Origin of the sequence: Rhodococcus sp. SORGH_AS_0301 (assembly GCF_030818285.1) — a bacterium.
In the GTDB taxonomy this organism is placed as follows: Bacteria; Actinomycetota; Actinomycetes; order Mycobacteriales; family Mycobacteriaceae; genus Rhodococcoides.
In genome coordinates this window covers 4409750-4434829 of sequence record NZ_JAUTAC010000002.1, presented here as the reverse complement: position 1 = coordinate 4434829, position 25080 = coordinate 4409750, and the positions used below count along the sequence as shown (strand labels likewise).

The window sequence follows — 25080 nt, the reverse complement described above, 5'->3', positions numbered from 1 at the left end:
CTGCAGAAGGTAACTCGAGGGTCCGACACCCTCCGCGCGCCGTAGAGTCGAGCCCATGAGCCCGCTCCGCGCCTGGTCCGACCCGCTCGCCGAGCACATCGTCGGCACGTATTTCGCGTTGCGCGCGGCGATGGCGATCATGGCCGTCGGGTTGCCTCTCCTGCTCGTCGCCTGGTCGCTGCTCGATCCCGACCTTCCCGTGCTCGGATCGATGAGCGAGTACTACTACAGCCCGGCCCGCGACGTGTTCGTCGGAGTGCTCTCCGGGACCGGTATCGCGTTGATCTGCTACCGCGGTCACGGGCCGCTCGAGAACAGACTGCTGAACGCGGCCGGCGCCTTCCTCGTCGTCGTCGCGCTCGTGCCCACGGATCCACCGGGGCAGAGCGACTTCGGCCTGCGTATGACGGTCCACGCCGTCGCCGCCGTGGCCTTCTTCGTCAGCTTCGCGGTGTCGGTCTGGCGGTGCGCGGACGACACCCTGGATCCGTCCCGGGACTCCGAACGGCGAATCCGCCGTTACCGCAGGGCCTATCGAGTCGTGGCGGTCGTGGTCGTCGTCGCTCCGGCGTCGGCGCTCGCCCTGGTGCTCGTCCTCCGCCAGGGCGCGCTCGCGGTACTGGTGGTGGAAGCGGTCGCAGTGATCACCTTCGGCGCGTACTGGACACTGAAGTCCTACGAGCTGCGGGGCACCGAGTTGGCCGAGCAGCCGTGAACCTCGAGCACCGTCAGCGGCGACATCGCACCCGGGTGGACTGGGGCCTGCGCGGAGCCGAGGCGATCGCGTCGGACGCCGACATCGCCGTGATCGTGGACGTCCTGTCGTTCACCACCACGGTGAGTGTCGCTCTCGACCGAGGGATCGGCGTCGTCCCGCACGCGGGCGCCGACACCGAGGAGGTCGCCCGACGTCACGACGCGTCCGTGGCGTTCCGCCGCTCGCAAGCGGCTCCGGGCCGCATCACATTGTCCCCCGGATCGATCCGGTCCGCGCGCGACGTGCCCGCCCGGCTCGTTCTTCCGTCACCCAACGGATCGACCATCGCCGAGGCGCTGGCGACGACACCCGTCCTGGCAGCGGCGTCCCTGCGCACGGCGACGGCGATCGCGCACTGGATCGCGCGCACCGCGGGACCGGACGACTCCGTGGCGATCATCGCTGCGGGCGAGAGATGGCCGGACGGATCGCTACGCCCCGCGATCGAGGACTTCTGGGGAGCGGGTGCAGTCGTCGCGGCACTCGCGGCCGTCGGGCGTCTTCTCGACCCGTCTCCCGAGGCCGACGCGGCGCAGGCAGCCTGGACGGCGGTGGCCGATGATCCGTCGACGGCACTGCGTGACTGCAGTTCCGGTCGCGAGCTGATCGCCCTCGGATTCGACGGCGATGTCGCGGTGGCAGCGGAGGTCGGGGAGAGCGCCGGCGTTCCGATTCTCCGTCAGGGGATCTTCGTCGATGCTGCGAGCGGCGGCCTCAGCGCCTGATCCCGTGGTGCTTCTCGACCACGTCCGGGTGTGCACGGGTACGCGATTTCCACGCGTTCTCGCCGTAGGTCCGGAAGAGGGGGTTGTCCGGATCAGTGTCGACGCCCCGGGACCGCGCCGCCAACTCGGGTGGAAGGTCGATGAGCGGCACGCGCGCATCCAATGCGGGGCTGAGGAAGTAGGGAATCGAGATGCGGTCGGACCCGGGCGTCGGCGCGAGCACGCGGTGCCGTGTGGCCCTGAGGTAGCCACCCGTCGCCACCTCGAGCAATTCGCCGACGTTGACGATGAACGCTCCCGGCACGGGCGGGACGTCGATCCAGTCGCCGTTGCGTAACTCCACCTGCAGACCCTGCGACTCCGGCTCCACGAGCAGCAGTGTCAACACACCGGAATCCTTGTGCGCGCCCACACCTTGCGGATTCTCGGCACTTCCCGGATAGCGGACCACCTTGATCAGCGTGGCGGGGAGGTCCGCGAACGCGGCATCGAAGATGCTTTCCGACGCCCCGAGTGATACTGCCCAGTGCCGGAGGAGCCGCAGCCCGACCTCCGACAGTGCCCGATCCCAGGTCTCGAAGGCGGCGCGGAGTTCGGGCAGGGCCGACGGCCACTGGTTGGGGCCCTGCAGGTTCCAGTACCCTTCGGCGCCGGCGATCGCGTCGCGCTCGGGCCCGATGTCGATCTGCTCTCGCCAATCGACGGCGCCGTTGGTCAGCTCGCCGCCGAGCCGACTGTAGCCGCGGAACTGGGGCGAGTTCAGTTGACTGATCTCGTCCTTGGCGTCCGCCGGCAGCGCGAAGAAAGTGCGCGCCAGCGACAGGACCGTCGACACGAGCTCGGGGTCGACACCATGACCGGTCAGGTGGAAGAAGCCGTGGTCGTGGGTGGCCTCGCGCAATGCCGAACGAAACCCGTCGACATCCGCGGTCGACATGTCGAGAACGGGCAGCGCTGTCACCTGATCGGAAGCTTCTCGCCGGCCTCCACCGCGACGGTCAGCCGGTTCTCGGAAGGCGCCACCGGGCACGTCGCGTAGTCGGTGAGGGCGCACGGCAGGTTGGACGCGCGGTTGAAGTCCAGTGTCACCAGGCCGTCGGCGTCCGCATCGCCGACCGCGAGGGACCGGCACGCGGGGTAGGTGCTCACGCCGCTGGTCTCGTCGGTGAAGAGGATGTGGAAGCCGCCCGCCTTCCCTCGGAATGCGACGAACTGTTGCGGTGCGTTCCCGAGCGTGAAGTCGATGACGCCCAGCCCGGCGTGGTGGTGCTCCAGACCCTCGACGACGGCCGCGGTGGTGACCGTGCGCTCGGAGTCGTACGGCGTGAACGTGCCACTCACGCGCCACTTCTCGTCGGGTGCGAAGGTGGGGATCCCGCCGAACGACGCCAAGGTGGGGGCCGCGGGGTCGTGCACGCGCAGGGCCACCGAGCCGGTGCGGCGAATCACCTCGACGCGCCGCTCACCGGCGGCCACGAGGAGGCCGGGAGCCCCCTCGACAGGGTGCAGAGCGACAGTCCCGTCCACGACCACCCCGTCGACCGACAACCCGTCGCCCGTGCTCGCGGTGACGTGCAGAGCGTCGTCGTCGGCGCGCCACACACCGGGCAGATCCCCCACGGCCGCGTCGGTCTCGGTCAACCAGTACAGACCTGTGAGCGCTACCCAGCCCAACGGATCGCGGAAGTACTCCTCGCGATCGGAATGCCACGCAGCCCAGTCCTGCTCGAACGTGGTGACGGATGTTGTCATGATGCGTACTCCTTCTCGGACGGTGACGATGCGATTCTGCCGAGGACACCGGCGCCGACGTGACGTGCCTCCTCGAGATGGGGGTACCCCGACAAAATGATCTCGTCGACACCTGCCTCGCGATACTCCTCGATACGGGCCACCACCTCGTCGTGGCTGCCGACCAGCGCGGTGCCGGCGCCGCCGCGGACGAGACCGATGCCCGCCCAAAGGTTGGGGCCCACCACCAGGTTCCGACGATCACCGCCGTGCAACGCCAGCATGCGTCGCTGGCCTTCCGATCCCACGGCGCCCAGTTGTGCCTGTCGGGTCCGGACGGTCGCGTCGTCGACATCGGCGATCAGGTCCTCGGCTCGAGCCCACGCATCTTTCGCGCGCTCGCGGGTGATCACGTGCATCCGCAGTCCGAAACGCAGGGTGCGGCCGCGGGCAGCCGCCCGCTCCCGCACGTGGGAGATCTTCTCGGCCACCGCCTCGGGAGACTCGCCCCACGTGAGAAAGACGTCGGCATGCTCGGCGGCGACATCCAGTGCGGCGTCCGATGATCCGCCGAGATAGACGTCGGGAAGCGGCACCGGAGGATGCCCGCCGAAACCGCCGCCGTTCGGTCGGTCCACAGCGTAGTGGTCGCCGGACGGCCGCACCGGCCGGCCGTCGGAGACGGCGCGCGCGATGCCGAGGAACTCACCCGCCCGCGCGTAGCGGCCCTCCTTCGCCAGACGGTCGCCGTAGGACAGCTGCTCGACGTCGTCGCCCCCGACCACCACGTTGAGGAGCACTCGGCCACCGGACAGTCGATGGAATGTACTGACCATCTGCGCCGACGTCACGGGCGAGACCTGGCCCGGCCGGAACGCCACCAGGAACTTCAGACGAGTGGTCGCCGGGATCAGCGCCGCGGTGACCAACCACGCGTCCTCGCAGTGTCCGCCCGTCGGAGTGAGCACTGCCTCGAAACCGAGTTCCTCGACGGTCACGGCCAATTCGGTCAGGTAGTCGAGTGTCGCGTCCCGATGTCCCGCACCCGCTGCCGAGGCGCCCCCACCGCCGATGGCGACCCCGTGCGAGCGCGCACCGAGCCTCTCGTCGTCACCCCCGGTGGGGAGGAACCAGTGGAATCTCACTCGCCGATGCTGGGTCGACGTAGTCCGAGGTGCTCCCGCAAGGTCGACCCCCCGTAGGCGGCTGGGTACGAACCACGTTCCTGCAGTTCGGGAACCAGCTTGTCGACGATGTCGTCGAGCCCGCTCGGCACGAGGTACGGCGTGATGTTGAAGCCGTCGCTCGCCCCTCCGCGGACCCACCGGGTGAGCTCGTCCGCGACCTGGCTCGGCGTACCCGCGAATCCGGTACGCGCCGACGTCTCGATGACGACCTGCCGCAGCGACAGGTTCTTCGCCTCGGCGAGCGACCGCCATTCCCGCACGCGTGCATCCACGTCGATGCCGTTGAACGCCGAGCCACGAGCACCGACGACGCCACTGACGATCGGATCCTCGGTGGGGAGTGGTCCGTCGGGATCACGATCGGACAGATCGCGCCCCCACACCTGGCCGGCGATCGACAGCGTCGTCGGGCCGGTGAACTGACCCTCCTTGACCCAGCGCACCTTCTCGTCCACGTCCCGCTCGTGGTCCGCGAGGACGATCTGCGTGCCGGGCAGGATCTTGATGTCGTCGTCCGGTCGTCCACGGGCCACGAGTCGCGCGCGGATGTCGTTCGCGAAGTCGAGTGCGTCGTCGAAGTGGGTGCCGTGCGCGGAGAAGATCACGTCGGCGTGCTGGGCGGCGAAGTCGCGACCGGTGCTGGAATCTCCCGCCTGGAAGATCACCGGGTGGTCCTGCGGACTGCGGGGAATCGGTGCAGCAGAGGCGATGTCGAACTGCGAGGACTGGATGCGCACGGAGTCGGGCGTGCCTCCTGCGTTCCACAGGGCTCTGGCGACGTCGAGGAACTCTCCGGCGCGCACGTAGCGGTCCGCGTGGTCGAGGTAGCCGCCGCGTCGGAAGTTCTCGCCCGTCCACGCGTTGTCGGTCGTCACGACGTTCCAGCCGGCGCGACCACCGGACAGCACGTCCAGTCCCGACAGTCGACGCGCGAGGTCCACCGGTTCGTTGTAGGTGGTGTTCTGGGTGGCCACCAGTCCGATGTTCGTGGTGATGCCGGCGAGCGCCGCCAACTGTGTGATGGCGTCGGGACGACCGGCGATGTCCAGGTCGAGGATCTTGCCGCCCTGCTCGCGTAGCCGCAGCCCTTCACCGAGGAAGAACGCGTCGAACAGTCCGCGCTCGGCGGTCGTGATCAAACGACGGAACGTCTCGAAGTCGATCTGCGAGCCACTGGCCGGGTCCGACCAGATCGTCGTGTGGTTGACGCCCTGGAAGAAGACACCCAGGTGGACGGTGGCGTCGGGACGGAAGAGAGCGGTCATCGCGCAGCCTCGAATCGGTTGACGGGGCGGGCCAGGCCCAGAGTGGAACGCAGCGTCGTGGCCGGGACCGGCCGAAGGGCCAGGTCCCGCTCGAACAGCTGAGGAAGGACGTAGCGTGCGGCGACGCGGAGATCGTCGTCGATCAGGTCAGGACGCAACCTGATCCCGCCGATCGCGTCGTCGAGGGCAGCAATGCGCTCGACGAGAGCCGCTGCAGCCGCCGGGCTTCCGGGGGCCTCGACGTCGAGAACGACGTGCACCCCGGACACCGCGCGCGCGTCCGCCTCGTTCTCCACGAGGACGACGTCGAGCAGATCTGTGTCGATCTCGCCGAATCGGCCGAACACCACCACCTGACCCTGCGGCGGCCGAGGCACGATCGCGGGGCCCTTCACCGAGTACTTCTCTCCGACGAAGTCGACGTAGTGCAGCTTCTGCTGGTCCAGGAACCGCCCCGTCGGAAAGTCGCGGATCACCGCGTCGTCCTCCCACGAGTCCCACAGCCCGCGCGCCACCGTCACCGAATCACGCTGCTCGCGCGCCAGATCGACGTCGGTCGAAACGACCTCACGGCCCCATGCTGCGGCGACGTCGGGTGTCAGCGACCGGGCCGCCACCCATCCCGCCCGGCCGCGGGACGCGTGGTCCAACGACGCGAGCTGCGACGACAGATGGAACGGCTCCGCGTAGGTGGTGCTGGCGGTGGCGACGAGGCCCACCGTGCTGGTGGTCGCGGCGACGAAGGCCGCGCGCGTGACGGCGTCGACGCCACCCGTCGCCAGATCGCCGTCGTCGAACGTGACGTAGCCGAATCCTGCGTTCTCGGCCGCGGTCACCGTGGCGGCCACGGCTCGTCCGTCGGCCGAACCGACCCCGACGTCGAAGCCGAGTGTCACCGTCCTGGTCATCGTGCGCTCCCTCGTATCGCCCCCGGACACCCGAGGTTAAGAGGGATCCGCACCCGGCACACGGGTTGAAATCGCAGAGATCGGAGGGGAATGTGCGTCAGAAACCGACGCCGGCGAAGGGCGCCGACGCGGTCCGGAACAGCTCGTCGGCAGCCGATGCCTCACCCTCCGCGAGACCGGCGGTGACCAGAGCCGCCCACGACGTCCCGCCGAGCAGCACCGACGCCAGATCTCGGACGTGCACCGTCAGATCCGGCGCCGCGTCGACCACCCGCACGCCGTCCGGTGCGACGGCGTAGGTCCCGGCGTTCTCCGGCAGGTCCGGGTCCTGCACGGCGATGGTCACAGCGTCCCCGGGCCCGTACGTGCGCGCGGACAGTGCCGCGGACACGTCGAGGATGCGCAGCCAGGTCTCGTCCTCGGTGCGATCGAGCCGTACGGATCGGCGATCGTGCATCAGCAGTGGCAGCACGGTGTCGACGGGCAGTGCGGGAAACGTGATGCGGTCGACGAGGTCGAGTCGCAGGAGGAAGCGGACCAGGTCGGCGAACACCGCGTCGTCGGGCGCATGGAGGTCCTCGACGACCACCCGACGGTCGTTCCCGGACCACCACGTCCGCGGGTCGCGCGGGCGGTACCGAACGTATCCGTCGTCCACCCCGCCGGTGGAGTGCACCGCGTTCCACACCGGATCGGTGTCGGTCCTCCCACGCAGCCTCGACGCGTTCCACCAGACGGGCAGTCGGGTGATGGTGCCCGGTCGACTCGACGGGTGCGACGCGACGATGCCGGCCTGCACGTCGAACACGTCCCCGTCGTCGACGAGGCGGACGGTGCCACTGGACACGGCCTCCTCCCGCACCGACGCACGCGCGGTGACGACCTCGGCGGACACGGACGAGGTGGCGACGCCGTAGCCGTAGCGGCCGTAGATGACAGCTTCCGACGCACGGAGCGAGGCGACGACGTCCCCGGCATCGCGCGCGTCCCGCAGCTGGCGTCGCAGCAGAGCGGACACCACGCCGCGGCGGGTGTGGGTCGGCAACACCCCGACGTGGGTGACGGCCAGGTGGGGAACCCGAGCACCGCCCGGCAGCGTCAGGGTTCCGCGGGCCGAATCGGTGGTCCCGACGAGTCGATCGCCGTCGAAGGCGCCGTAGGTCCGACCGGGCTCGCGCAGACTCGCGATCTCGTCCTCGGTGACCTGCAGCGTGGGCAGTCCCACCATCGCGGCACGGAAGACGCGCTGCGATTCCAGCAGGTCGGACCGCGACTCGAGAATGCGGATGTCGACCATCAGGCGACCTCGGCGATCGTCAGGGTGGTCTGTCGGCGGAGCACGAATCCGAGGGTGTCGTAGAGCGCGACGGCGCGGGTGTTGGTCACACTCGTGTGCAGGAACGGCACCTCGCCCCGCTCCCGGATGCCGTACCCGACAGCGCGGATGAGGCGGGTGGCCAGGCCCTGCCCTCGGTACTCGGGGTCGGTGCACACGGCGCTGATCTCGGTCCAGCCGTCCGGATGCATGCGCTCCCCGGCCATGGCGACGAGCCGCGACCCGTCCCGGACGCCCAGGTACGTGCCCATCTCGACGGTCCGCGAGCGGAACGGTCCCGGCCGGGTGCGGTGCACGAGATCGAGCATCTCCGGCACGTCGTCGGCGGTGAGCACCTGCGCGGCCGGTTCCGGCTCCACCACCAGCGCGGATCCGTCGAACTGCAACAGCCCGATCCGGTCGAGAACGCGCCACCCGGCGGGCGGGGTGATGCCGTCGCCCCGCAGTGCAGCCTGCTCACCCACCGGGAGCAGGGCGCCGAGATCCGCCCAGTCCTCCGCCGTCATGTCCTCGGGGTGACCGAAGAACCCGGCCACCTCGGGGTGGTAACGCGCGATCCGGCCCCGCCATTCGGCGAACCGGGAGTGGGCGCCGACGAGGGACGATCGGATGGGATCGTCCAGCGGATGCGCGTCGGGGAGGGTCGGGATCACCGGAACTCGGTCGTCGCACTGCACCAGGCCACTGTAAGGGTCGGCTCCGACGCCGCGGCGCGTTGTACTCGCGACGATTCCGGAGGGGCAGAATGGTGTCGTGAGCCCCGACAGAGTGAGTCCTGACGACGCCGTGCGACCTGACGATGCTCCGTCCACGACGGGGACACCCCCGTGGACGTACCTGATGGACATGGACGGTGTCCTGGTGCACGAGGAGCACCTCGTCCCCGGAGCGGACCGCTTCCTGAAGGAACTTCAGGACACGAACACCCCGTTCATCGTCCTGACGAACAACTCGATCCGCACCCGTCGCGACCTGCAGGCACGCCTGCGACGGACCGGCCTCGAGATCCCCGAGGAGTCGATCTGGACGTCGGCACTCGCCACCGCCACCTTCCTGGGGAACCAGCGGCCGAACGGTACCGCCTACGTGGTCGGGGAGTCCGGCCTGACGACGGCCCTGCACGACATCGGCTACATCATCACGGACATCGATCCCGACTACGTGGTGCTCGGCGAGACCCGCACGTACTCCTTCGAGGCCATCACCACCGCCATTCGGCTGGTCGAACGCGGAGCCCGTTTCATCGCCACCAATCCCGACGCCACCGGCCCGTCACGCGAGGGATCGCTGCCCGCCACCGGATCCGTCGCCGCGCTCATCACGCGCGCGACCGGACGTGAGCCGTACTACGTGGGCAAGCCGAACGCGCTGATGATGCGGTCCGCTCTGCGGGCCATCGGCGCGCACTCGGAGAACACGCTGATGATCGGTGACCGCATGGACACCGACATCGTGTCCGGGCTCGAAGCCGGTCTCCAGACCATCCTCGTGCTCACCGGTATCTCGACCCCCGCCAGCGTCGAGATGTTCCCGTTCCGCCCCACCCGTGTCATCGAGTCGGTCGCCGACCTCATCGGGCACACCGCGAACCCGTTCGGATGAGATTCGTCTACTCCCGGCCCGACCGCAGCGTCGAGGCGACGGGCACCCGGCAGGCGTTCGATCACATCGACGACGCGCGCGAGGCTCTCGAGGACGGGTCGGCGCGGGTTCTCGTGGGGGCCATCGGGTTCGATGCGTCCACGCGGTGTGCACTCGTCGAACCGTCGACGTTCGACCGGCGCGACGAGCCGCGGACACCGGAGCAGAGCACCCTGCCCGGAGCTGTGATCGCCTCCCAGAACCCGCCACCCGACAAACACGTCGCGCGGGTGCAGCGTGCCCTGACGGTGCTGAACCATCCCGGATCCGCACTACGCAAAGTGGTTCTCGCGCGGTCGATCACGCTGGTGTTCGATGCCCCGCTGTCCCCGACGGCGTTCGCGGACACGCTCATCGAGGCGAATCCGATGCACAACGGTTTCGCCGTCGATCTCACCGCGGCGGGTGGTCCGTACTTCGGCCGCCATCTGGTGGGCTCGAGCCCGGAACTCCTCGTGCGGCGCACCGGAACCCAGGTGATCTGCCGACCGTTCGCCGGAACTGCTGCACGACAACAGGATCCGGTGGCGGACGAGCAGGCGGGCGCCGACCTGCTCGCCAGCGCCAAGAACCTGGCCGAGCACCGCTTCGTCGTCGACGCCATCGCCGAGGCCCTGGCGCCACTGTGCTCGGAGGTGTCCGTCCCCGACGGGCCGACGCTGACCAGCACGCCGGCCGTGTGGCATCTGGCGACCCCGATCACCGCGACACTGGCCGACCCCGCCACCACGGCACTGGATCTCGCGCTCGCACTGCACCCGACACCCGCGGTCGCGGGCAGCCCCACCGACCTGGCGCTCCAGACCATCGATCTGCTGGAGTCCGGACGCAACCGCGACTTCTACGCCGGCATGGTGGGGTGGTGCGACGCGTCGGGCGACGGTGAGTGGATGGTGGCCATCCGCTGCCTGGACATCGCCGCCGACGGCCTCAGCGGGGTCGCGACCGCGGGTGGCGGCATCGTCGCCGCCTCGGACGCGAGCGCCGAGCTGGAGGAGACGACAGCGAAGTTCGCGACGGTGCTCAGGCCCTTCGGCCTCTGACGTCGATCCGGTGCGCCGAGCCGCGGATACCGCGGCTCAGCGCACCGAAGCCGGCCGTTGATGCACTCGGCTCTACCGGGCGAGCGCTCCCGCCAGATCGCCGAGCAGGTCCTCGAGGTCCTCCAGGCCCACGGAGATGCGCACGACTCCGTCCGTGATGCCCACGGCTGCACGGCCTTCCGGACCCATGGCCCGGTGGGTGGTGGTGGCGGGGTGCGTCGTCATCGACTTCGCGTCGCCGAGGTTGTTGGAGATGTCGATGATGCGCAGCTTGTTCAGGAACTCGAAGGCGCGCGCCTTGCCGCCCTCGAGCTCGAACGTGACGACGGTACCGCCGCCGCTCATCTGCGAGACCGCGAGATCGTGCTGGGGGTGCGACGGCAGGTACGGGTACTTCACCCATCCGATACCCGGCTGCGCCTCGAGGAACTCCGCGACGGCCAGCGCCGAGGCGTTCATGTGCCGCACGCGGAGCGGCATCGTCTCGAGACCCTTCAGCAGAGTCCAGGCGTTGAACGGGCTCAGCGCGGGACCGGTGTGGCGCATGAGCGTCTGCACAGGACCGTCGATGTACTCCTTCGATCCCAGGATGGCGCCCCCGAGCACGCGCCCCTGTCCGTCGATGTGCTTGGTCCCCGAGTACACCACCACGTCGGCACCGAGGTCGAAGCTGCGCTGCAGCACGGGCGTCGCGAAGACGTTGTCCAGCACGACCTTCGCGCCGGCCGCATGCGCCATCTCGGTCACGCGCCGGACGTCGACGAGCGACTGCATCGGGTTGGACGGCGTCTCGAAGAACACCGCGGTGGTGGGTACGGCGAGCGCCTGTTCCCACTGGTCGAGGTCGTCGCCGTCGACGAACACGGTCTCGACTCCCCAGCGCGGCAGGATCTCGTTGCACACCACGAAGCACGAGCCGAACAGGCTCCGCGCCGCGACGAGTCGATCACCGGCCTTCAGCAGGGCGCCGAGCCCGGTGAAGACCGCGGACATCCCGCTGGAGGTGCCGAAGGCCGCCTCAGCGCCGTCGAGCAACCGCAGCCGCTCCTCGAACATCGTGACGGTGGGGTTGCCGTAGCGCGAGTAGACGAAATGGTCGATGTCGCCGGTGAACGCCTGCTCGGCGGCCTCGGCGCTCTCGTACACGAAACCTGAACTGAGATAGAGGGCCTCGGCGTTCTCCTCGAACCCCGAGCGGTTCAGACCGCCGCGGACACCGAGAGTTCCCTGCCCGACCCCGTCGGGCAGGGGTTTGGAGAACCCGCCGCCGGTGGGGATCACTTCTGCCGCCAGGGCAGTCCGACGGCGCGCCACCCGGCGCTGCCGCGGTGACCCTCGGCGTCGGTCGCGCCCTCGAAGCCGTCGAGCACGTTGTAGGCGGGTCCGAGCCCCGCAGCGGTCGCGGCCTCGGCGGCACCGATGGACCGCTGCCCGGAGCGACACAGGAAGACCACGGGTCCTCGTTCGACCCCGGCGGCACGGACCTCGTCGACGAAGTTCTCGTTCCTCGCGCCGTCCGGGTAGCCGACCCACTCGACGAAGGCCGTCGGCTTGTCCAGCGACGAGATGTCCGGGACACCCACGTAGCTCCACTCGGCGTGGGTGCGGACGTCGACGAGCGAGGCTTCCGGATCGGTGCTGAGAAGTTCCCAGGCCTGCTCTGGCGTGATGTCTCCTGCGTAGCTCACGAGGCCAGTTTCTCACATGGTCGGCTCGGCCCGATATGTCCGATAGTCGCAGCGTACGGCCTCGAGGGGGCAAGATGAGCCGATGACGGACGACACACTGCGCCCTGCGACGGGCGCCGGCTCACCACAGCCGGACACGAGCGGCGACACGGGGCAGTTCACCCATCGCCAGATCATGACGATCATCTCCGGTCTGATGCTCGGCATGTTCCTGGCCGCGCTCGACCAGACGATCGTCTCGACGTCCATCCGCACCATCGCGGACGACCTGCAGGGCTTCTCCGTTCAGGCGTGGGTCACCAGGGCGTACCTGATCACGGCCACCATCTCCACGCCGCTGTACGGGAAGCTCTCGGACATCTACGGGCGCAAACAGTTCTTCCTGACCGCGATCACGATCTTCGTCATCGGATCGGCGCTCTGCGGCTTCGCCACGTCGATGTACCAACTCGCGGCCTTCCGCGCGTTCCAGGGCCTCGGTGCCGGCGGCCTGTTCTCGCTCGCACTGACCATCGTCGGCGACATCGTCCCGCCGCGGGAGCGGGCCAAGTACCAGGGCTACTTCCTCGCCGTGTTCGGCACGTCCAGCGTGCTCGGTCCGGTCATCGGCGGCGTGTTGTCGGGCCAGTCCGAGATCCTGAACATCACCGGCTGGCGCTGGGTGTTCTTCGTCAACGTGCCCATCGGCATCGTCGCTCTGTTCGTCGTCGCCAAGGTGCTGAATCTGCCGCGTCGACACGGCAGCGCGGTCGTCGACTGGGGCGGCGCCGCGGCGCTGGCCGTCGGACTGGTGCCGCTGCTGATCATCGCCGAGCAGGGACGCACGTGGGGATGGGGCTCCGGGCGGGCCATGATCTGCTACGCCATCGGCGTCCTCGGCGTCGCGGCCTTCATCGCCATCGAGATCAGGATGAAGACGAACGCACTCATCCCGATGCGCTTCTTCCGCAACTCGACGTTCAGCGTCGGACTCGTGCTCTCGGTCATCACCGGTGCTGCGATGTTCGGCGGCATCACGCTGCTCCCCCAGTACCTGCAGGTGGTCAAGGGCTCGTCGCCGACGCTCGCCGGGTTCCAGATGCTCCCGCTGGTGCTGGGCATCATGGTCGCGTCGATCTTCTCCGGCCAGATGATCTCCCGCACGGGCCACTACCGTCCGTATCCCATCATCGGCACGACTCTCATGACGGTCTGCATGTTCGCGTTCTCGTTCATCGAGTACGACACACCGCTGTGGATGATCATGATCGCGATGTTCGGTTTCGGGTTCGGCCTGGGCAATCTGATGCAGCCGCTGACCCTCGCGATCCAGAACGCACTGCCGCCGCAGGACATGGGCGTCTCCACCTCGTCGGCCACGTTCTTCCGGCAGATCGGCGGCACCATCGGCGTCGCGGTGTTCCTGTCCCTGCTCTTCTCGCGCGTGACCGACGCCATCGCGTCGGCTCTGCGTTCCGCCGCGCAGACTCCCGAGTTCCGCGAGGCGGTGGGTCAGGCCGCGACCAGCACCGATCCCGCGGTGTCCGGCCTCGCGCAGGGGCTCGTGCAGGGCAACGGGTCGGCCGCCGGGGGCATCCTGGACGACACGTCCTTCATCCAGAAGCTGCCCGACGCGGTGGCGGCGCCGTTCCAGATCGGATTCTCCGACGCGATGGACTCGGTCTTCGTCGTGGCCGGGTTCGTGCTGGCGCTGGCCTTCGTGATCAACCTGTTCTACAAGGAGGTCCCGTTGCGCACCCAGGGCGGCCTCGCAGCTCAGGCGTCGGAACGCACGGCGAGCAAGGACGCAGCCGAGTAGGACACGTCAGGGACTGCAGAGCAGCCAGTCGTCACCGGACCGCACCGCGTTCCAGGTGAGGCTCTGCTCGCTGCCGTCGAGGCTGACGCGCACGTCGGCCTCGGCGGCGTCACCCTTGACCCGCACTTCCTCGATGTTCTCGAGATCCACCTCGGTGCCCGCGTCCGCCAACGGTGCGTCGGTGATCCCGGGGCACTGCAGTGCGGTGACGGCGGCGGTGTCGCCGGACTTCACGGCCTCGACGTAGGCGGCGACGGCGGTCCCGACACGCTGGTTGTCGCTGACGTTCTCGTCGGGCGATCCGGTCAGCGACAGGATCGCGATGATCACCGCCACGACGACCACCACCGCAGCGGCCGCGATGAAGGGCGCTGCGGTGGTGGGTCTCGGATCCTCTTCGGAGCTCATGCTCCGATCATGTCAGCTCGGTACAGGTCAGCCCTCGAGCGACGGGTAATCGGTGTAGCCCTCGGCGCCGCCGCCGTAGAAGGTGCTCTCGTCGGGGGTGTTGAGCTCGGTGTCGTGGGTCCACCGGGTCACCAGGTCGGGGTTGGCGATGAACGGCCGACCCACCGTGACGGCGTCGGCGATCTCGTCGGACACCAGCTTCTCGGCCTCGTCGCGAGTGGTCATCGCGGCGAAGCCGGTGTTGAGCACGAACGGGCCGCTCCAGGCCGAACGCAGCTTGCCCAGGAACGGATCCTCGGCGTCGACGAGCACGTGCAGGTACGCCAGGCCGAGGCCGTCGATCTGCGACAGCAGCGCCTCGTAGGCACCCGTCGTGTCGTCCTCGGTGATGCCACTCGCGGTGCCTCCGGGCGAGATGCGGATGCCGACCCGGCCCGCGCCGATGGCGGCGGAGACGGCGCGCACGACCTCCACGACGAGGCGCGCACGGTTCTCGGGGCTGCCGCCGTAGGAGTCGGTGCGGTGGTTCGCGCCGTCCGCCAGGAACTGGTGGAGCAGGTAGCCGTTGGCGGCGTGCAGCTCGACACCGTCGAGACCGGCCTCGATCGCACGGGTCGAGGCGTCGACGAACACGTCGACCACGCGAGCGATCTCGTCCGCGGCGATCTCGCGCGGCGCGGGGATCTCCTTCGACCCACCCTTGGTGAACATCTCGATACCGGGCGCGATGGCGGACGGTGCGATGGCCTCAAGGCCCGAGTTGTCGGGGTGGGACACCCGACCCGCGTGCATCAGCTGGACGACGATCTTGCCGCCCTCACCGTGCACCGCGTCCGCGATCTTCGCCCAGCCGGCCTGCTGCTCGTCGGTGTGCAGGCCCGGGGTGTTGGTGTAGCCCTTGCCGACGGCGGAAGGCTGCGTTCCCTCGGACACGATGAGGCCGGCACCCGCACGTTGGCGGTAGTACTCGACGACGAGGTCACCGGGCACACCGTCGTCACCACTGCGGCTGCGCGTGAGCGGCGCCATGAAGACACGGTTGCGGGCGTGGATGTCGCCGAGTTCGAGCGGCTGGAGCAGGGGTGATTCGGGACTGAGTTCGGTCACGTCGATCGGCCTTTCGAAGGTGCTGACTGTCGAGCTGTCCTCTGACTCAAGCCCGAGGGGTCCGCGATCCATGCCCGACTGTGGGCCGCATCACTCGGGGGAATCCCGATGTTCACCCAGTTCTCTGTGCACACGTCACGGCCACCTGGCGCACCGGAGGCGCCGCCTCGTCACTTATGCTGGGGTGTCCGCCTCCCTGCGGCCACGACGCCTGCTCCGAGCTCGATGGGCGGCCGGCCGACGACGATGTTAGGTAGATCCACGCTGATGACTGACCAGACCCGCCCGCTCCGAGTGGCCATCGTGGGTGCAGGCCCGGCCGGCATCTACGCCGCCGACGCGTTGATGAAGTCGGACCACAACGTCTCCGGCCCCGGCGTGAGCATCGACCTCTTCGAGCGCATGCCCGCTCCGTTCGGTCTGATCCGCTACGGCGTCGCACCGGATCACCCGCGCATCAAGGGCATCATCACCGCGCTGCACAAGGTGCTCGACAAGCCGCAGGTCCGCCTGCTCGGCAACATCGACTACGGCACCGACATCGACCTCGAGACGATGCGCCGCTTCTACGACGCCGTCATCTTCTCCACCGGCGCCAACGCGGACCGCGCGCTGAACATCCCCGGCATCGACCTCGACGGCAGCTACGGCGCCGCCGACTTCGTCTCCTGGTACGACGGTCACCCCGACGTGCCACGCACCTGGCCCCTCGACGCCGAGAAGGTCGCCGTCCTCGGCGTCGGCAACGTCGCGCTCGACGTGGCCCGCGTACTGGCCAAGACGGGTGACGAGCTGCTGCCCACCGAGATCCCCGCGAACGTCTACGAGGGCCTGAAGGCCAACAAGGCCGTCGAGGTGCACGTGTTCGGCCGCCGCGGCCCCGCCCAGGCCAAGTTCACGCCGCTCGAGCTCCGCGAGCTGGACCACTCCCCCAACATCGAGGTCATCGTCGCTCCCGAGGACATCGACTACGACGAGGGCTCGGAGAAGGCCCGCCGCGAGTCCAAGCAGGTCGACATGGTCGCGAACACGCTGCAGGACTGGGCGATTCGCGATGCCGGCGACCGCCCGCACAAGCTGTTCCTGCACTTCTTCGAGTCGCCGCACGAGGTGCTCGGCCAGGACGGCAAGGTCGTCGGACTGCGCACCGAGCGCACCGAACTCGACGGCACCGGCAACGTCAAGGGCACCGGCAACTACACCGATTGGGACGTCCAGGCCGTCTACCGCGCGGTGGGCTACCTGTCGCAGAACATCGCCGACCTCCCCTTCGACGACCTCGCGGGCACCATCCCCAACGAGGCCGGCCGCGTGAAGAACAACGACGGCACCCCCGTCGACGCCACGTACGTCACCGGCTGGATCAAGCGCGGACCCGTCGGCCTCATCGGCCACACCAAGGGTGACGCCAACGAGACCGTCGCGAACCTCCTCGCCGACGCCCCGTCGTTCGCGGGTGCCACCGACCCGTCCGAGGACGCCGTCGTCGCGTTCCTCGAGGACAAGAAGGTCCCGTTCACCACGTGGGACGGCTGGTACCGCCTCGACGCGCACGAGCGCAGCCTCGGCGAGCCGCAGGGCCGCGAGCGCGTCAAGGTCGTCGAGCGCGAGGACATGCTGCGCGCCAGCGAGCCCGACAAGGCCTGACCCCAGCAGCTGAAGCACCGAAGCCCCGAGGATGTCCTCGGGGCTTCGTGCGTGTCAGATCCGGACGGACAGCAGCCGTCCCTCGCGCTCGTCCTTGCGGGCGTGCTCGTTGAAATCGGGTGCGGCGCAGACGAACAGGGTGCGGCCGTCGTCGCCGCCGAACCCGCACGCGAACACCCCGGTGTCGAAGGTCAACTCGTCGACCACTCCCTCGCCCTCGCGAATCTGCACGATGCGCTGCCCCAGTGCGTCGGCCGCCCACAGCGTGCCGTCCTGCGCGAGAGCGCAACCGTCGGGCGCCACCACCACCTGGCCGATGCCCTCGGCCATGTCCGTCGACTCGGGCATCGGACCGAGCACAGCCCAGTCGCGGCGCGGTCCGAGGACACCGTCGTCGCCGATAGCGAAGGCGCTGATCCGGTTGCCGAGCGTCTCGTCGACGAGGAGATCGCCGCCTGCGGTGACGGCCATGCCGTTCGGGAAGTGCAGATCGGTGGCGTCCTCGTGCACACTGCCGTCGGGCTCGACACGCAGCAGGGAGGCCGTCTCGATGGGCGCCATGTTCATGAGATCGAATCCGAAGTTGCCGACGTAGGCGCGCCCGTCCGCATCCACGTGCATGTCGTTGGCGTTGCCGGTCGCGTGCGCGGACAGGTCAGCGTGCACCACGAGGTCGCCGTTCTCCTCGCGCCGCAGAACGGTCTGATCTCGCATCGAGACGACCAGGAGCCGACCGTCGGGAAGCCACCCGAGCCCGGACGGCTGGTGCGGCACCTCGGCCTCCACCCGGACGTCGCTGCCGTCCTCGTTCGCCGACAGCACCTGGTGGGTGTAGAAGTCGGAGACCCAGACACGGCCCTCCCGCCACCGTGGGCACTCGAAGTAGGTGTAGCCCTCCAGGACCACGGTCGGCTCTGCCTTCATGTGTAGCTCCTCGCACGACGAGACGGATGATCGAATGTGACGTACGCCTCATCCCATCATGAGGCATCCTGGCAGACGTGTTCGACAGCCACGTCCACATCATCGATCCGCGGTTCCCTCTCGTGTCGAACGGCGGATACGAACCCCCCGTGTTCACTGCCGACGACTATCGCGAGGAGACCGACGGGCTGGGGGTCGTGGGCGGCGCCGTCATCGCCGGGTCGTTCCAGGGCAGCGACCAGAGCTTTCTGCTCGCGGCGCTGACCGAACTCGGTGACGGATGGGTGGGCGTGACCCACCTGCCGTGGGACGCCGAGGACGAGGACATCATCGCGCTCGACGACGCGGGCGTCCGAGCGCTCAGATTCAATCTGCGGCGCGGCGACACCGACGTGTCGACCCTCACCGAGCAGGCCGTCCGCGCGCACGAGATCGCCGGATGGCACGCCGAGTTCTACGCGGACGCCGGATTGTTGCTGTCCCTGGAGCCGGTCCTGTCCAAACTGCCGGCCATCAGCATCGACTACCTCGGCATGGCCGAGGACGCCATGCCGTACCTCCTCGATCTCGTCGACAGGGGAGCACGGGTCAAGGCGGCGGGCTTCGGCCGCATCGGCCACGACCCGGTGGAGGCGATGAGCAGGATCCATGCCGTCAACCCCGAGGCACTGATGTTCGGGACCGACCTGCCTGGCACCCGCTCCCCGCGACGCTTCGTCCCCTCCGACATCGATCTGGTGACCGAGGCAGTGGGCGGCGATCTCCAGAAGGTGCTGTTCAGGAACGCGAGAGCCTGGTACCGGGAGCGTTAGAGCACGATGACGGCGCCGAGCCACACGCCGGCCGCGAGCAGACCACCGAACAGCTCGACGAGGATCGACAGGCCGACGGCCTTGGTCGCGTGCACGGTCGACTGCCAGGCCGAACCCGACGTGCGCGCCCGTGGCAGCTCCGCCAGGTACACACCGAGGGGGAACCCGAGGAAGAGTCCGACGACCGGGACGACGAAGAATCCGACGATGCCGACGACGCCGCCCGCGACGATGGAACGAGTGGGCACTCCGGCCGTCTTCAGTCGTCTGCCCGGCCACAGGTACTTGACGACGCCCGATGCCACCAGCAGCGCCGTCGCGATGCCGAACACCGTCCACGCCGATGCGGTGCCGACGACGAAGGCCCAGACGCCGATCGCGGCGAAGATCAGGACCACACCGGGGAGCACCGGGACGACGATCCCGATCAGGCCGATCAGGACGACCAGTCCGACGAGAACCTCGGCGCCGGCGGTCACCGTGCCGAGACCGGACGCACGCGGCTCGCGGCGTCGCGTGCACGCTCCCGCGCGGTCTCGACGTCCGGACCGGTCGACACGGCGACACCCATCCGACGCTTCGCGAAGCTCTCCGGCTTGCCGAACAGGCGGATGTCGGTCTCCGGGACGCGGAGCGCCTGCTCGACGCCCTCGAAGGCGATGCCCACCTCGTCGAGACCGCCGTAGATCACCGCGGACGCGCCGGGTGTCAGCAGCGTGGTGTCCACCGGGAGCCCGAGGATGGCGCGCGCGTGCAGCTCGAACTCGGACAGCCGCTGGGTGCCGAGCGTGACCAGGCCCGTGTCGTGCGGTCGTGGGCTGACCTCGGAGAAGTACACGTCGTCGCCCTTGACGAAGAGCTCGACGCCGAAGATGCCGCGGCCGCCGAGTGCCGCGGTGACCGTGCGGGCGACCTCGCGTGCAGCGTGCAGAGCGGCCGCCGACATGGGCTGGGGCTGCCACGACTCGATGTAGTCGCCGGACTTCTGGAGGTGGCCGATGGGCTCGCAGAAGGAGGTCTCGTCGGCGCCGTTCTCGTCGACCGCGCGGACGGTGAGCTGGGTGATCTCGTAGTCGAAGTCGACGAAGCCCTCGACGATGACCCGGCCCAGCGCGACTCGTCCCCCGGCCTGAGCGTGGTCCCAGGCCCGCTGGACGTCGTCGTCGCTCGTCACGACCGACTGCCCCTTGCCCGACGACGACATCACCGGCTTGATCACCGCCGGGAAGCCCGTGTGCTCGAGCGCCGCGCGAACCTCGTCCACACTGTCGGCGAACGCGTACGGCGACGTGGGCAACCCCAGCTCCTCGGCCGCGAGCCTGCGGATGCCCTCGCGGTTCATCGTCAGCTGCGTCGCGCGCGCCGTCGGCACGACGGTGGTGACCCCGCGGTCCTCGACCACGGAGAGCGCCTCGGTGGCGATGGCCTCGATCTCCGGCACGACGAAGTGCGGCGCCTCGGACTCGATGACGGCGAGCAGGGCGTCCGGATCGCTCATGTCCACCGTGTGGGCGCGGTGCGCGACCTGATGGCCGGGGGCGTCCGCGTACCGGTCGACGGCGATCACCTCGACGCCCAGGCGCTGGAACGCGATGATCACTTCCTTGCCGAGCTCACCGGAGCCCAGCAGCATCACCTTGGTGGCCGACGGAGAAAGCGGAGTACCGATGCGGGAGGACGTCACTCTTGGAATGCTATCGGGCATGGCGGAGACCGAGGACCTGCTCACCTACCTCCAGCGAGGACGGGACGCGGTGGTGTGGAAACTCGACGGCGCGTCGGAGTACGACATCCGTCGGCCCCTCACGTCGACCGGTACCAACCTGCTGGGAATCGTGAAACACCTGGCCATGACCGAGGCGGGGTACCTCGGGTCCACGTTCGGGCGACCGTTCCCCGAACCGATCCCGTGGTCCGACCCGACACTCGAACTCAATGCCGACATGTGGGCCACACCCGACCAGTCCCGCGATTCTCTCGTCGACCTCTACCGCCGGGTGAACGCCCATGCCGACGAGACGGTGCGCACCCTCGGACCGAGAGCGGAGGGGACGGTGCCGTGGTGGACGGCGAAGAACCCCGTGACCGTCGAGTACATCCTGGTGCACCTGATCGCGGAGACACACCGCCATGCCGGCCACGCCGACATCGTGCGCGAACTCGCCGACGGCAGCGCCGGACTGGCTCCCGGCAACTCCAACCTGGCGGACGGTGACGCCGACTGGTGGGGTGACTACCGGTCGCGGGTGGACGACGCCGCGTCGGAGTTCCTCTGAGTCTCCCGACCCGCACAGTCCGGTCCTGTCGTCGGGCAGGTTCCGGTGGATAGGGTCGCGCCATGACTACTGCAGGTGGACCTCTCGCCGGAATCAAGGTCGTGGAACTCGCGGGCATCGGCCCCGGACCGCACACCGCGACGCTGCTGGCCGACCTCGGCGCCGACGTCGTGCGCGTCCAGCGTGCGGGCGCGTTGCCGGCCGAGGGATCACCGGGCGACCCCCTGCTCCGCAACCGCCGCATCGTCGAGGCGAACCTGAAGGATCCGGCCGAGCTGGAGCGGGTGCTCGACCTGATCTCCCGCGCCGACGTCCTCATCGAGGGCTTCCGTCCGGGGGTCACCGAGCGCATGGGTCTGGGACCCGACGTCGTCGCCGAGCGCAACCCCGGTCTGGTCTACGGACGCATGACGGGGTGGGGCCAGGAGGGTCCGTGGTCGCAGGTCGCGGGACACGACATCAACTACATCTCGGTCACCGGAGTGCTGCACGCGATCGGACGCGAGGGTGAGCGCCCGGTACCCCCGATGAACATGGTCGGCGACTTCGGCGGTGGATCGATGTTCCTCGTCATGGGCATTCTCGCGGCGCTGGTCGAACGCGGTCGGTCCGGGAAGGGCCAGGTGATCGACGCGGCCATGGTCGACGGCACCGTCGCGTTGTCGCACATGATCTGGGGGTGGCGCGGGATCGGCATGTGGTCCGACGAGCGCGGCACGAACCTGCTGGACACCGGTGCCCCGTTCTACGACACGTACGAGACGTCCGACGGCAAGCACGTCGCCGTCGGTGCGCTGGAACCCCAGTTCTACGCCGCGATGCTGCAGGGACTCGGGCTCGATCCGTCAGCCTTGCCCCACCAGCTCGACCGTGAGCAGTGGCCGACGCTGCGGTCGACCTTCACGGAGGTGTTCGCCTCCCGCACGCGCGACGAGTGGGCCGCCGTCTTCGACGGCACGGACGCCTGCGTCACCCCCGTGCTGACCTTCGACGAGGCCACGCGCCACCGCCACATGGCCGAACGCGGCAGCCTCATCGACATCGACGCGGTCACCCAGCACGCCCCGGCGCCGCGTTTCGGGCGTACCGCCACGTCCACGCCGGCGGGTCCGGCCCGCTCGTCCGTCGACCCCGACTCGGTCTGGACCTGAGTGGACGCCGCGGCCTGGGACGCCAAGTACGAACGCGCCGAACTCATCTGGGGCGCACCGCCGAACGACATGGTCGTCGAGTTCTGCACCTCCCTGCCGCGCGGCCGGGCGCTCGATCTCGCGTGCGGCGAGGGGCGCAACGCCCTCTGGCTCGCCACGCGCGGATGGAGTGTCGACGCCGTCGACTTCAGCAGCGTGGCGCTGACCAAGGCGGTCCGCATCGCCGCCACGGCCACCGCGTCGATCCGCGCGCGTGTGCGGTGGGTCCACGCGGACGTGACCACACTCACACCGGAGCGGAATTATGATCTCGTTGTCATCGCCTACCTGCATTTATCGCGGACCGAGCGTGAAAACGTCCTCGCGACTGCCGTCCAGGCGTTGAAACATGAGGGAATCCTCGTGATCGTGGGTCACCATTCTGCCAATCTGAAGAATGGCGTCGGCGGTCCTCAGGATCCCGAGATCCTGTACAGCCCAGACGATCTGGTCGCGGACATCGGCGACAGGATGCGCATTCTCGTCGCCGAGGACAGGGTGCGGCACGTAGGTGATTCCGCAGCGATCGACGCCCTTGTGGTGGGACGAGTTACCGACGAGTAGACCCCTATTGGCAGTGTTCCCGATCCGGCGTAACATAGCCGTATGTTACTGGCGAGTAGGTAGCGCCGGGCCACACAGGCGGTACCGAGGCCGGACCGCACCACTGAGACGGAGAACGCATCACCATGGGTCATTACAAGAGTAATCTTCGCGATCTCGAGTTCAACCTGTTCGAGCTGTTCGCCCTGGACAAGACGCTCGAGTCCGGACAGTTCGGCGATCTCGACGTCGACACCGTGCGTGACATGCTCTCCGAGGTCCGCCGCCTCGCCGAGGGCCCGCTCGCGGAGTCCTTCGCCGACGCCGACCGCAACCCGCCGACCTTCGACCCCGAGACGCACACCGTCACCCTCCCGGAGTCGTTCAAGAAGTCGTACCGCGCGCTGCAGGAAGCCGGCTGGGACCACCTGGGCCTCGACGAGGAACTCGGCGGCATGCCGGTACCGCGCCAGGTGTTCTGGGCCGTCGCCGAGATGATCCTCGGATCGAACCCCGCCGCCTTCATGTACTCCGCCGGCCCGGGCTTCGCGCAGATCCTCTCCGACAACGGCAACGAGCAGCAGAAGAAGTGGGCCGTACTCGCCTCCGAGCGCAACTGGGGCGCCACCATGGTCCTCACCGAGCCCGACGCGGGTTCGGACGTGGGCGCCGGCCGCACCAAGGCCGTCGAGCAGGCCGACGGCAGCTGGCACATCGAGGGCGTCAAGCGCTTCATCACCTCGGCCGACTCGGACGATCTCTTCGAGAACATCTTCCACCTCGTGCTCGCTCGCCCCGAGGGCGCCAAGCCGGGCACCAAGGGACTGTCGCTGTTCTTCGTCCCGAAGTTCCACTTCGACAGCGAGACCGGCGAACTCGGCGAGCGCAACGGCGTGTTCGTCACCAACGTCGAGCACAAGATGGGCCTCAAGGTCTCGGCCACCTGTGAGCTGACCCTCGGAGGACACGGCGTCCCGGCCAAGGGCTGGCTCGTCGGCGACGTCCACAACGGCATCGCGCAGATGTTCGACGTCATCGAGCACGCTCGAATGATGGTGGGCACCAAGGCCATCTCGACGCTGTCCACCGGGTACCTCACCGCGCTCGACTACGCCAAGCAGCGCATTCAGGGTGCTGACCTGACGCAGATGACCGACAAGGCCGCGCCCCGCGTCTCCATCACGCATCACCCCGACGTCCGTCGCTCGCTGATGACGCAGAAGGCGTACGCCGAGGGCCTGCGCGCGGTGTTCCTCTACACGGCCGCTCACCAGGACGAGGTTGCCGCACTGCACGTCTCGGGCGCCGACAAGGACACCGCGTTCCGCGTCAACGACCTGCTGCTCCCCATCGTCAAGGGTGTGGGTTCCGAGGTCGCGTACGAGCAGCTGGCGCAGAGCCTCCAGACGCTCGGTGGCTCCGGCTTCCTGCAGGACTACCCCATCGAGCAGTACATCCGCGATGCCAAGATCGACTCGCTGTACGAGGGCACCACGGCCATCCAGGCGCAGGACTTCTTCTTCCGCAAGATCGCCCGGGACCGCGGCGTCGCACTGGCCCACGTCGCCGGCCAGATCAAGACGTGGATCGACAGCGAGGCGGGCAACGGTCGCCTCAAGAGCGAGCGTGCCTTGCTCAACACCGCCCTCGAGGACGTGCAGGGCATGGTCGCCACGCTCACGCAGCACCTCATGGGTGCCCAGGAGCAGCCGACCGAGCTGTACAAGGTCGGCCTCGGATCCGTCCGCCTGCTCATGAGCGTCGGCGACCTGATGATCGGCTGGCTGCTGCTGCGTCAGTCCGAGATCGCCATCGCCGCACTCGACAACGGCGCCGGCGAGAAGGACAAGGCGTTCTACGAGGGCAAGATCGGCGCAGCGTCGTTCTTCGCCAAGAACATCCTGCCCCGCCTGACCTCCACCCGTCAGATCCTGTCCGACCTGGACAACGACGTCATGGAGCTCGACGAAGCGGCGTTCTGATCCCCTGAATCCCCACTGCGGCCCGGCTGGTATTCCAGCCGGGCCGCTGTGCCGTGTGGTGCCTGTTCCCGCACCCATGCTCGTACGCCGCACGCGTGTTGCTCGGCGAGGT

General features: G+C 68.8%; 25 protein-coding genes. 11 read left to right on the top strand and 14 right to left on the bottom strand.

Annotated features, from left to right (window positions below; translation table 11 throughout):
- The first annotated feature begins 55 nt into the window (after positions 1-55).
- On the top strand, positions 56-715 hold the full coding sequence (locus tag QE397_RS21585) for a DUF998 domain-containing protein (RefSeq protein ID WP_051613446.1): 660 nt from the start codon (positions 56-58) through the stop codon (positions 713-715).
- Complete coding sequence (locus QE397_RS21580; protein ID WP_307097255.1) at positions 712-1482, top strand: 2-phosphosulfolactate phosphatase; 771 nt, start codon at positions 712-714, stop codon at positions 1480-1482. Before QE397_RS21585 ends, QE397_RS21580 begins: the two co-directional genes overlap by 4 nt.
- On the opposite strand, the gene QE397_RS21575 is transcribed toward QE397_RS21580, so the two are convergent.
- The 7 genes from QE397_RS21575 to QE397_RS21545 all read right to left on the bottom strand — a co-directional run bounded on the left by QE397_RS21575 (position 1472) and on the right by QE397_RS21545 (position 8586).
- Complete coding sequence (locus QE397_RS21575) at positions 1472-2443, bottom strand: isopenicillin N synthase family oxygenase (protein WP_307097253.1); 972 nt, start codon at positions 2441-2443, stop codon at positions 1472-1474. The two genes, QE397_RS21580 and QE397_RS21575, sit on opposite strands and share 11 nt — an antisense overlap.
- Positions 2440-3234: a DUF1684 domain-containing protein gene (locus tag QE397_RS21570; protein WP_307097252.1), complete on the bottom strand. Its 795-nt coding sequence runs from the start codon at positions 3232-3234 to the stop codon at positions 2440-2442. Before QE397_RS21570 ends, QE397_RS21575 begins: the two co-directional genes overlap by 4 nt.
- Entirely contained in the window at positions 3231-4358 is a 1128-nt protein-coding gene (locus QE397_RS21565) for an LLM class flavin-dependent oxidoreductase (protein ID WP_307097250.1), read from the bottom strand. The genes QE397_RS21570 and QE397_RS21565 overlap by 4 nt, the downstream gene beginning before the upstream one ends.
- The gene (locus QE397_RS21560) at positions 4355-5665 is read right to left on the bottom strand and encodes an LLM class flavin-dependent oxidoreductase (RefSeq protein WP_307097248.1); all 1311 of its coding nucleotides are present in this window, start codon (positions 5663-5665) and stop codon (positions 4355-4357) included. The genes QE397_RS21565 and QE397_RS21560 overlap by 4 nt, the downstream gene beginning before the upstream one ends.
- Complete coding sequence (locus QE397_RS21555) at positions 5662-6573, bottom strand: LLM class flavin-dependent oxidoreductase (RefSeq protein WP_307097246.1); 912 nt, start codon at positions 6571-6573, stop codon at positions 5662-5664. Before QE397_RS21555 ends, QE397_RS21560 begins: the two co-directional genes overlap by 4 nt.
- Before the next feature lie 97 nt (positions 6574-6670).
- Complete coding sequence (locus tag QE397_RS21550; protein WP_307097245.1) at positions 6671-7870, bottom strand: GNAT family N-acetyltransferase; 1200 nt, start codon at positions 7868-7870, stop codon at positions 6671-6673.
- Positions 7870-8586: a GNAT family N-acetyltransferase gene (locus QE397_RS21545; protein WP_235578869.1), complete on the bottom strand. Its 717-nt coding sequence runs from the start codon at positions 8584-8586 to the stop codon at positions 7870-7872. The genes QE397_RS21550 and QE397_RS21545 overlap by 1 nt, the downstream gene beginning before the upstream one ends.
- 163 nt (positions 8587-8749) lie before the next feature.
- Between QE397_RS21545 and QE397_RS21540 the strand changes: the two genes are divergently transcribed.
- Entirely contained in the window at positions 8750-9511 is a 762-nt protein-coding gene (locus QE397_RS21540; RefSeq protein WP_037186095.1) for an HAD-IIA family hydrolase, read from the top strand.
- Positions 9508-10593: an isochorismate synthase MenF gene (locus QE397_RS21535; protein ID WP_285186878.1), complete on the top strand. Its 1086-nt coding sequence runs from the start codon at positions 9508-9510 to the stop codon at positions 10591-10593. The genes QE397_RS21540 and QE397_RS21535 overlap by 4 nt, the downstream gene beginning before the upstream one ends.
- A gap of 72 nt (positions 10594-10665) precedes the next feature.
- Here QE397_RS21535 and QE397_RS21530 read toward each other — a convergent pair whose 3' ends face one another.
- A complete protein-coding gene (locus tag QE397_RS21530) occupies positions 10666-11871 on the bottom strand; it encodes an O-succinylhomoserine sulfhydrylase (RefSeq protein WP_027506211.1) in 1206 nt (401 codons plus the stop codon).
- A complete protein-coding gene (locus QE397_RS21525) occupies positions 11871-12281 on the bottom strand; it encodes a rhodanese-like domain-containing protein (protein WP_222646315.1) in 411 nt (136 codons plus the stop codon). The genes QE397_RS21530 and QE397_RS21525 overlap by 1 nt, the downstream gene beginning before the upstream one ends.
- 82 nt (positions 12282-12363) lie before the next feature.
- On the opposite strand from QE397_RS21525, the gene QE397_RS21520 reads away from it, so the two are divergent.
- Positions 12364-14079 carry an MDR family MFS transporter gene (locus QE397_RS21520; protein WP_307097242.1) on the top strand — a complete coding sequence of 572 codons (1716 nt, stop codon included), beginning with the start codon at positions 12364-12366 and terminating at the stop codon, positions 14077-14079.
- Between the two features lie 6 nt (positions 14080-14085).
- Here the strand turns inward: QE397_RS21520 and QE397_RS21515 are convergent, their stop codons facing one another.
- Both QE397_RS21515 and QE397_RS21510 read right to left on the bottom strand, forming a co-directional pair.
- Entirely contained in the window at positions 14086-14487 is a 402-nt protein-coding gene (locus QE397_RS21515; protein WP_307097240.1) for a hypothetical protein, read from the bottom strand.
- A gap of 27 nt (positions 14488-14514) precedes the next feature.
- Entirely contained in the window at positions 14515-15594 is a 1080-nt protein-coding gene (locus QE397_RS21510; protein WP_268788549.1) for an alkene reductase, read from the bottom strand.
- 267 nt (positions 15595-15861) lie between these two features.
- On the opposite strand from QE397_RS21510, the gene QE397_RS21505 reads away from it, so the two are divergent.
- Entirely contained in the window at positions 15862-17241 is a 1380-nt protein-coding gene (locus QE397_RS21505; RefSeq protein ID WP_027506208.1) for an FAD-dependent oxidoreductase, read from the top strand.
- A 54-nt stretch (positions 17242-17295) separates the two neighbouring features.
- On the opposite strand, the gene QE397_RS21500 is transcribed toward QE397_RS21505, so the two are convergent.
- The gene (locus QE397_RS21500) at positions 17296-18165 is read right to left on the bottom strand and encodes an SMP-30/gluconolactonase/LRE family protein (protein ID WP_027506207.1); all 870 of its coding nucleotides are present in this window, start codon (positions 18163-18165) and stop codon (positions 17296-17298) included.
- A gap of 77 nt (positions 18166-18242) precedes the next feature.
- Here QE397_RS21500 and QE397_RS21495 point away from each other — a divergent pair, with 77 nt between their 5' ends.
- Entirely contained in the window at positions 18243-18977 is a 735-nt protein-coding gene (locus QE397_RS21495; protein WP_222632134.1) for an amidohydrolase family protein, read from the top strand.
- Here the strand turns inward: QE397_RS21495 and QE397_RS21490 are convergent.
- Positions 18974-19456: a DUF456 domain-containing protein gene (locus QE397_RS21490; RefSeq protein ID WP_307097235.1), complete on the bottom strand. Its 483-nt coding sequence runs from the start codon at positions 19454-19456 to the stop codon at positions 18974-18976. The two genes, QE397_RS21495 and QE397_RS21490, sit on opposite strands and share 4 nt — an antisense overlap.
- Entirely contained in the window at positions 19453-20682 is a 1230-nt protein-coding gene (purT, locus tag QE397_RS21485; RefSeq protein WP_027506204.1) for a formate-dependent phosphoribosylglycinamide formyltransferase, read from the bottom strand. The genes QE397_RS21490 and purT overlap by 4 nt, the downstream gene beginning before the upstream one ends.
- On the opposite strand from purT, the gene QE397_RS21480 reads away from it, so the two are divergent.
- From QE397_RS21480 to QE397_RS21465, 4 genes are all read left to right on the top strand, one after another.
- Positions 20681-21253, top strand: coding sequence for a DinB family protein (locus QE397_RS21480; RefSeq protein WP_200933792.1), 573 nt, complete (start codon positions 20681-20683; stop codon positions 21251-21253). The genes purT and QE397_RS21480 overlap by 2 nt on opposite strands.
- Positions 21254-21315: 62 nt before the next feature.
- Positions 21316-22404, top strand: coding sequence for a CaiB/BaiF CoA-transferase family protein (locus QE397_RS21475; protein ID WP_027506202.1), 1089 nt, complete (start codon positions 21316-21318; stop codon positions 22402-22404).
- Positions 22405-23007, top strand: coding sequence for a bifunctional 2-polyprenyl-6-hydroxyphenol methylase/3-demethylubiquinol 3-O-methyltransferase UbiG (locus QE397_RS21470; protein WP_307097232.1), 603 nt, complete (start codon positions 22405-22407; stop codon positions 23005-23007).
- 125 nt (positions 23008-23132) lie between these two features.
- Positions 23133-24968, top strand: a complete 1836-nt coding sequence (locus QE397_RS21465; protein ID WP_027506200.1) for an acyl-CoA dehydrogenase — start codon at positions 23133-23135, stop codon at positions 24966-24968.
- The last annotated feature ends 112 nt before the right edge of the window (positions 24969-25080 follow it).